This is a genomic window from Nostoc sp. CCY 9925, assembly GCF_963920935.1.
Classification (GTDB): domain Bacteria; phylum Cyanobacteriota; class Cyanobacteriia; order Cyanobacteriales; family Nostocaceae; genus Nostoc.
This window is the reverse complement of sequence record NZ_CAWUDO010000073.1, coordinates 35,980-42,983: the sequence shown is the minus strand read 5'-3', so window position 1 is coordinate 42,983 and position 7,004 is coordinate 35,980. Positions and strand designations below refer to the sequence as shown.

Below are 7,004 nucleotides of genomic sequence, written 5' to 3'. Positions count from 1 at the left end.
GCAATGGCATTGTCACCCGATGCAATGGCATTGTCACCCGATGCAATGGCATTGTTACTCGATACAATGACATTTGTCAGAGAAACACGCAATATGCAGCTACAAAATAAATTTTTTCAGGAAATTCCCCGTACCGTTTGGGTGTTGGGGTTCGTCAGTCTGCTGACAGATATTAGCTCCGAGATGATTAATTCGCTGTTACCGTTATTTCTGGTATCAGCTTTAGGCGCGAATGTCTTGACTGTCGGGATTATTGAAGGCATTGCGGAAGCAACAGCATCAGTTTTGAAAATCTTTTCGGGAGCGTTGAGTGATTACCTGGGACATCGCAAAGGTTTAGCGGTGTTTGGATATGGGTTATCTACCTTTGTTAAACCTCTATTCGCTATAGCTACCAGTCCAACTGGGGTGTTAATAGCTAGATTTGGCGATCGCTTTGGCAAAGGTATCCGAGTCGCACCCCGTGATGCTTTAGTTGCTGATTCTACTACATCAGAGGTACGCGGTGCAGCCTACGGATTGCGTCAATCTCTCGATACTATCGGCGCATTTTTAGGGCCTTTGATAGCATTTGTCCTGATGGCTGCTTCTGCAAACAACTTTCGCTTGGTTTTTTGGCTAGCACTCATCCCTGGTTTCTTGGCGGTGGCTTTATTAACAGTGGGAGTCAGCGAACCGAAAGCAAGTGAAACCAAAACAAAGCGAAGTAATCCTCTGCAATGGAAAGTTTTACGCAGTTTAGGTCAAAAATATTGGGTACTCGTAGCAGTGGCGCTGCTATTCAATTTAGGCAACTCCAGCAATGCTTTTTTGTTGCTGCGAGCCGAACAAATAGGCATCTCTGCTTCACTCATACCCTTGACATTAGTGGTGATGAATATGGCTTATTCATTCAGCGCCTACCCAATAGGAATACTTTCCGATCGCTTGGGTAGATTTGGACTATTGGTAGGCGGATTTCTCTTATACGCTTTAGTATATCTGGGCTTCGCCTTCGTACAAGCACCTTGGCAAGTTTGGGGATTGTTTGCTCTTTATGGTCTGCATCTGGGCATGAGTAAAGGATTATTGTTAGCACTAGTCGCAAATAGTATACCTGCAAATCTGCGTGGCACTGCTTTTGGATTTCTAAATTTAGCTGTAGGAATAGCACTTTTACCTGCTAGTTTTCTAGCTGGTGGATTGTGGGAAACACAAGGTGCACAAGCAACATTTATTGTTGGGAGTTTGTTGGCGATCGCATCTGTATTATTGTTAGTCTCTCAAAAAAACAAATATTAAATTCGGTCAAAAGCAAAATGCCATCACTTCAGATGTGCTGAAGACTATTTATCAAACTTTAAGACTAAGAACTGAGATGCTATATTTAATCAAATAATAGAGAGTTAGAGTATGGAAAGTATCAAAATACGTTCTTATGTAGGCGAAGACGGAGTGTTACATCTAGATATCCCTGTAGAAATGAAAGAAACTGAATTAGAAGTTACGGTGACATTGAAACCTATAAAAAAACAAACTGCTTCTTTAGAGGAGGAAAAATTAACTCAATTAGAATGGCATGAGTTTATTGATAAGACTTATGGTTGTTTAGCAGATGACCCAATTATGAGACATCCTCAAGGAGATTATGAACAAAGAGAAGCGTTAGAATGACTTATCTTTTAGATACGAATGCTTGTATTATTTATCTTAATGGTAGAAATCTGAGTTTACGGCGCAGGCTAGAAAGCCGCAGTGATTTAGATATTGTTGTTTGTTCTACTGTGAAAGCTGAATTATTTTATGGGGCAAAGAGGAGTAATAATCCAACTCGCAATCTAGCTTTACAAAAACAATTTTTGAATAGATTTACTTCTTTGCCGTTTGATGATATTGCAGCGGAAATATTTGGCGATCTCCGCTCTCATCTGGCTAACTTAGGAACTCCTATTGGCCCTTATGATTTGCAAATTGCAGCGATCGCTTTGGCAAATAATCTTATTTTAGTAACTCATAATGTAGATGAGTTTAGCCGTGTGCCAGGGTTACAGCTTGAGGATTGGGAAGCAGAAAGATAATTATTGTCTAGTGATTCAAGTTAATAATTAACTGTATTTATAGCCTGAGAGGAATTATGCCAAACTTAGCCAAAACGCTAACTTATAAAGCAGGATGCAAAGGCGATCGCATTACAACTGACTTGTAAAATTCACCTTTTAATTTAACTGCTCATCTCAAGACTAATCATTATTTGTATATGTCTTTGCTGGGAAACGAAGTTCGTATCCGATTATGGCAGAGTAGAGACGGCGTATAACGTCTTCAATTTTATAACTTTTATCGCGTAAATCTGGATAGAAAGCCCCTTCATGTAGAATCTTGCTGCGGATTGTATAAGCCTCTTCCAGAATTTCTAATGCCATTTTGTCCTCAGTTAAATGAGTTGTAATAAGGCGTTTAATAGCGTGTGATACAGATTCGCGCGTTAGATTCCTGATACTCCCTTCGAGCGATCGCTTTATATCATCAGGTAAATTCAGTGAATCTTGCACTTTATTTAAGGTATCTTTTACAATTTCTTTTAAATCTGGGTATTCAAATTTTTTCTGTTCAGCTAATGGCTCAAGTGCCGATACAAGACCAACAAATCTTGCACGTTCTGTTGCCTCTAAACGAGCTGCGGCAAAAAGCTCCATTGAGACGAGCAGGCGTTTATTATTAATTGGGATGTTAGAAGTGAAACTTTGCTCCAGTACTTCAACAACTAGGTTTGCTCCACTAGTGAATGAGAACGTACTATGAGATGACATCACTATCCCTCCGTGTGGAGTCCGATCGTATACTACACATGGCAGTGGAGTATGATATTCTAACCGTAGTGGACATCTTAATGAGACTGCTGCCCACAAAACTGACATTGCAAACTTTAAACCAGCCTCCTCTGCTTCGCTAGCAGTAGCAAAACCTTCTAAATAAGCTGTAAATTTCTGAAACTCTAACTTCTTGTTTTGCCGAGGAATGAGACGAACTATCAGATCATTACCCAAAATCAAACAACTTTCTCCATCAAAACCAAACTGATTGTTGCCACCAAGAATAATATCAACCTTTGAGCCATAGGGTCTGAGTTGAGGTTTGTTTGCTATTTCGTATCTTGTCTTTGGTAAATGATTATTTGGCATTTGCTAATCTTACTCTTCTAAGTATTGCTTGTTAAGTAACTTTAACTATAACCTTTAAAATGCCCAAAAGCGATGCCTAATAAACCTACGCCTTAAAGTTTTTTGTAATTTGCTTAATTCTTTAATTGCGGTTTATATCACTATTTACTGAAATACGATCGCACCTTCTACTCGATTAATTTATAGCAGCATAATTCCAATATTCAGATTTTAAAGGAACTCACAACAAGCAATCCCTACTCGATCATTTACTAAATCATTGCTTCCAATTCTTGCAAAGCTTGAAAACTTCCTACTTGCCAACTACGTTCTACAGCCGCAGGAATAATTTGAGTGATAGCTATATCTTGAAAATTAGGACTTGTGTCAGATTTTATGTATTTTCCATCTTTTAGCAAATAAATAGAAAGGCTTCCACTATCGTATACCCATAATTCTGGAACTGCGATCGCTTCATAAGCATCAAGAGTAGTTTTTGAGGTGACATCAGTCTCAATTGCTAAATCTGGCGGCGGATCGTTAGGTTCTAAGCGGCGACGACCAATCATCCGTTGATAATTTTGAATATAAAAGCAAGCATCAGGTTCAACTCCTGCTAAACCTTGCTTTTTAAAAGTGGTGGAACCAAAAGGTTGATATCTAATATTTTTAGCCTTCAGCAAGATTTTGACAATATCAGAAATTAAATCTTTAGGAATTTCATGTTCTGATAATGGAGCCATAATTTCTAAATTACTCTGGCTATAGGCAATTCTTGTAGTTCTTTTTTCTCCCAATTCTTGCAAAATAGATTCAAATTCTTCCCAGCTAACATCAGGAATAGTTACGGTGCTACCGGGTGACAATTGCATCTGACTAACAGGTTTAAAAACGGGAATGGCAGCAGTCATAACCAAAATATCAGTAAGCTAAATCTCAATAATTACCTATGAGGTTGCGGTGGATAATATAGCCCACCGTAACCTTTACTAATAGAATGAGTTTAATAAAAGCAGCTAAAAGCGATCGCCTTACACTTTAAACTTCTCAGTAATCCGTTTCATCGCTTCTTCTACATTCTCTCGGCTATTAAACGCGGAAATTCTAAAGTAACCTTCACCAGCAGCACCAAAGCCAGAACCTGGTGTTCCCACAACGTTGACGGTTTGCAGTAATTTATCAAAGAATTCCCAACTCGATAAACCATTAGGCGTTTTCACCCAAACGTAAGGTGCATTCACGCCACCATAAACTGATAATCCCGCAGCTGTGAGTTTCTCGCGGATAATTTTGGCGTTTTCTAAATAGAAACTAACCAATTTTTTAATTTGTGCTTGTCCTTCTTCAGAATAAACTGCTTCAGCTCCCCGTTGAACGATGTAAGAAACACCATTAAATTTGGTAGACTGGCGACGATTCCAGAGTTTCCACAGTTCGACATCGGAACCATCAGCGGCTTTTGCTGTGAGTGTCTTTGGCACCACAGTTAACGCGCAGCGAGTTCCTGTAAAGCCTGCATTCTTCGAGAAAGACCGAAATTCGATCGCAACTTCTCTTGCACCTTCAATTTCATAAATTGAATGGGGTATCGATGCATCGGTAATGTAAGCTTCGTAGGCTGCATCAAAGAAAATAATCGAGTTATTAGCTTTGGCGTAGTCCACCCATGCCTTTAAATATTCCTTGGTAGCAGTTGCGCCAGTGGGGTTATTGGGAAAGCAGAGATAAATTAAATCGACTTTCTTGGAGGGAATCTCGGCGGTGAAGTTGTTATCAGCAGAAATCGGTAGATAAACTAAACCTTCAAACTCGCCTTTATCGTTAGCATTGCCTGTATTTCCCGCCATGACATTAGTATCTACATATACGGGGTAAACAGGGTCGGTAACGGCTATAGTGTTGTCATGACCAAAGATTTCCAGAATATTGCCAGTATCGCACTTAGAACCATCGGAGATAAAGATTTCCGAAGCATCGATCGCTGCTCCCCGTGCTTGGAAATCTTGACTAGCAATTTTCTCCCGCAACCAAGCATAGCCTTGTTCTGGGCCGTAGCCTTTGAAGGTATTGCGATCGCCCATTTGTTCGACAGCTTTAATCATTGCTGTGCGACAAGCTTCTGGCAGAGGTTCAGTAACATCACCAATGCCCAGTCTGATGATTTTAGCATTACTGTTCGCTTCTGCAAAAGCATTCACCCGTCGAGCAATTTCTGGAAACAGGTAACCAGCTTTCAGTTTAAGGTAGTTGTCGTTAATACTTGCCATAGGAAATTATGAAAAACGCCCTAAAATAGCTTACTGCTAATTTATCTGGGCGATAACTTTTGTAGAGACGCGATTCATCGCGTCTTGTACACCCGATTCATCGCGTCTTGTACACCCGATTCATCGCGTCTTGTACACCCGATTCATCGCGTCTTGTACACTCGATTCATCGCGTCTTGTACACCCGATTCATCGCGTCTCTACACCAGTGGAAGATTCCGCATGCTGTCGGCAAAACGTTTATCGATAAACAATAAGGATGAATGTTAGGATATTTTTCACCAGCTGAATCTGACTTATGAAATTAGTTTGCGCCCAAAGCGACCTCAGTACAAACCTCTCACTCGTCAGTCGTGCTGTACCTTCACGACCGACTCATCCGATACTTGCCAATGTGCTGTTACAAGCGGATGCAGAAACTAACCAAGTAAGCTTAACAGCCTTTGATTTGAGCTTGGGTATCCGTACTAGCTTTAATGCTGAAGTATGGGAAGGAGGAGCGATCGCGCTTCCTGCTAAGTTACTTGTAGATATCACTTCTCGTCTTCCAGAGGGCGAAATTACTCTCGATGATGAATCAGCCCTCACAGGTGCAACATCAAGCGGCGAAGGTTTAATTGTCACACTCACACCGAAGAGTGGATATTATCAAGTCCGAGCAATGGGCCCAGAAGAATTTCCCGAACTACCCGTAATTGAAAATACAGAAGTACTTCATCTCACCACCGCTGCATTAATTGAGGGATTACGGGGTTCATTATTTGCCACCAGTGCTGATGAAACCAAACAAGTACTCACGGGAGTTCATTTAACAGTTAAACAAGATACTCTAGAATTTGCAGCTACCGACGGACATCGCCTAGCAGTAGTAGAAACTAGCAACGAGCGTCCTTTAGATGGAACTAATCAACTAGAAGTCACAGTCCCAGCTAGAGCATTACGCGAACTACAAAGAATGTTAGCTCATAGCGCCTCATCTGATGAACCTGTAGCTTTATATTTCGATCAAGGTCAAGTCGTGTTTGCATGGCAAAATCAACGCTTGACTAGTCGCACATTAGAAGGGCAATATCCCGCCTATCGCCAACTGATTCCGCGTCAATTTGAGCGACAAGTCACAATTGAACGGCGACAATTCATCAGCACTTTAGAGCGAATTGCTGTGCTAGCAGATCAGAAAAATAATATTGTCAAACTCAGCATTGATAGCCAAGCCCAAGAAATTATCTTATCTTGTGAAGCTCAAGATGTCGGTAGTGGTAGAGAGCCAATGCCGGCACAAATTTCGGGGGAAAATATAGATATTGCTTTTAACATTAAATATTTGATGGAAGGTTTAAAAGAGTTACCATCTTCCGAAATTCAAATGCATTTGAATCAAAGCCTAACTCCAGTGATTTTTACGCCACTGGGTGGTTTGAAAATGACTTATTTAGCTATGCCGGTGCAACTTAGAAGTTAAAATTTCTTGGAAATTTTGGTAATTATAGCTGGCGGTCGCCAGCCACAAGCAAAGCTAAAATTTAATCTCCCAACTAGTCTATCAACAACAAAGAAGGTTGATTGAGAAACGATGTCGTGAGTTATTCATGAGACT

At 40.5% G+C, this 7,004-nt stretch carries 7 protein-coding genes; 4 read left to right on the top strand and 3 right to left on the bottom strand.

The window, feature by feature from the left end; translation table 11 throughout:
• Positions 1-93: 93 nt before the first annotated feature.
• From ACM0OY_RS28345 to vapC, 3 genes are all read left to right on the top strand, one after another.
• The gene (locus ACM0OY_RS28345) at positions 94-1,281 is read left to right on the top strand and encodes an MFS transporter (protein ID WP_414572122.1); all 1,188 of its coding nucleotides are present in this window, start codon (positions 94-96) and stop codon (positions 1,279-1,281) included.
• Between the two features lie 111 nt (positions 1,282-1,392).
• Entirely contained in the window at positions 1,393-1,653 is a 261-nt protein-coding gene (locus ACM0OY_RS28340; RefSeq protein ID WP_414572119.1) for a hypothetical protein, read from the top strand.
• On the top strand, positions 1,650-2,057 hold the full coding sequence (vapC, locus tag ACM0OY_RS28335; RefSeq protein ID WP_414572118.1) for a type II toxin-antitoxin system tRNA(fMet)-specific endonuclease VapC: 408 nt from the start codon (positions 1,650-1,652) through the stop codon (positions 2,055-2,057). Before ACM0OY_RS28340 ends, vapC begins: the two co-directional genes overlap by 4 nt.
• Before the next feature lie 162 nt (positions 2,058-2,219).
• On the opposite strand, the gene ACM0OY_RS28330 is transcribed toward vapC, so the two are convergent.
• The 3 genes from ACM0OY_RS28330 to ACM0OY_RS28320 form a co-directional block, all read right to left on the bottom strand.
• Positions 2,220-3,161, bottom strand: a complete 942-nt coding sequence (locus ACM0OY_RS28330; protein WP_414572117.1) for a hypothetical protein — start codon at positions 3,159-3,161, stop codon at positions 2,220-2,222.
• A 251-nt stretch (positions 3,162-3,412) separates the two neighbouring features.
• Positions 3,413-4,051, bottom strand: a complete 639-nt coding sequence (locus ACM0OY_RS28325) for a Uma2 family endonuclease (protein WP_414572116.1) — start codon at positions 4,049-4,051, stop codon at positions 3,413-3,415.
• Positions 4,052-4,171: 120 nt separating this feature from the next.
• Positions 4,172-5,407, bottom strand: a complete 1,236-nt coding sequence (locus ACM0OY_RS28320) for an LL-diaminopimelate aminotransferase (RefSeq protein ID WP_414572115.1) — start codon at positions 5,405-5,407, stop codon at positions 4,172-4,174.
• Positions 5,408-5,705: 298 nt separating this feature from the next.
• Between ACM0OY_RS28320 and dnaN the strand changes: the two genes are divergently transcribed.
• The gene (gene dnaN / locus ACM0OY_RS28315) at positions 5,706-6,869 is read left to right on the top strand and encodes a DNA polymerase III subunit beta (protein ID WP_414572114.1); all 1,164 of its coding nucleotides are present in this window, start codon (positions 5,706-5,708) and stop codon (positions 6,867-6,869) included.
• Positions 6,870-7,004 lie beyond the last annotated feature (135 nt).